The sequence below is a fragment of the Massilia genomosp. 1 genome, assembly GCF_011682185.1.
In the GTDB taxonomy this organism is placed as follows: Bacteria; Pseudomonadota; Gammaproteobacteria; order Burkholderiales; family Burkholderiaceae_D; genus Telluria_A; species Telluria_A rubra.
Genome location: NZ_WHJF01000310.1, coordinates 1 through 1035, shown reverse-complemented (window position 1 = coordinate 1035; position 1035 = coordinate 1). Strand labels below are relative to the sequence as shown.

Genomic DNA, 1035 nt, shown 5'->3' with positions numbered 1-1035 from the left:
AGACATGCATGCCAGTCCAGTTGCCGCTTTACCGTCACCCGACAATGACGGTTGTGATTGATGATGATCGTTCTTCACTGGCCGTACTGGATTTCCACCTCGAACAAAGCCTGGCAAAGACCACCTTCAACCGGGCTCGCGCGGCACTCGACTGGGTGTCGGACATTTTCAGCAGGGTGGACCCAGGTGGACCCCAACTGTTGGGCTTTGAAGATGAGTGCGGTGAAGGGGGCACGACCGCCGAAAGCGACCTGGAGCGTATCTATCACTTTGTCGGCGATCCCCAGCGTTTTTCGCTGCCCACCGTCGTGGTGATCGATTACGCGATGCCGGACATGGATGGGCTGGAGTTTTGCGAGGCGGCCGCCGATCTGCCCTGCAAGAAAATCATGTTCACTGCTCGCGCCGACGCAAGCTTTGCCGTGGCGGCCTTTAATCGTGGCCTCATTCATCGGTTTATCCGGAAGCAGGAGCCCGACGCCCTCGACCAGCTGGAGGCGGCCATCGACGCTCTGCAGAACACCTACTTCCTCGATCAATCACGCAGCCAGGCCGGTCAGCTGGGCGCCCACGAGTTTGGATTTTTGCGCGACCCGGCTGCGGCCGCCATGGTCCAGGGCCTGTGTGATCGCTACGGATTCGTTGAATACTATCTTTTTACCAATCCCCACGGCTTTCTGTTCTTTGACGCAGAAGGAGCGCCCACGCTCGTCCCAATGATGAACGCCAGAAGTCTTGAATGGCATGCCGATATCGCTGCAGAGGAGGGGGCGCCTGCGGAGCTGTCGGCCGCGCTGCGTGAGCGCCGCGTGGTGCCGTTTTTCCATACTGGCGACGGATGCTGGTCCTCCGATCTGCCAGGCGACCCGCTGAAATACTGCAAGCCAACGCAGGTCACGCGGGGCAGAGAAGACTACTACTGGGCAATGTTCGATCTGCCTGACCACTATCGCAAGCGCGAACCGTATTCGCACGCCAGGTTCCTGCGCGAGCACCTCCACCGCCCCTGATTACCGTGTAACGGGAAGCATGCCG

1 protein-coding gene is annotated in these 1035 nt (G+C 59.7%); it reads left to right on the top strand.

Annotated features, from left to right (window positions below):
* Positions 1-1010 (top strand): hypothetical protein (locus tag F1735_RS38620; RefSeq protein WP_222853176.1); only part of this gene is annotated, 1010 nt, incomplete at its 5' end.
* Positions 1011-1035: the final 25 nt, after the last annotated feature.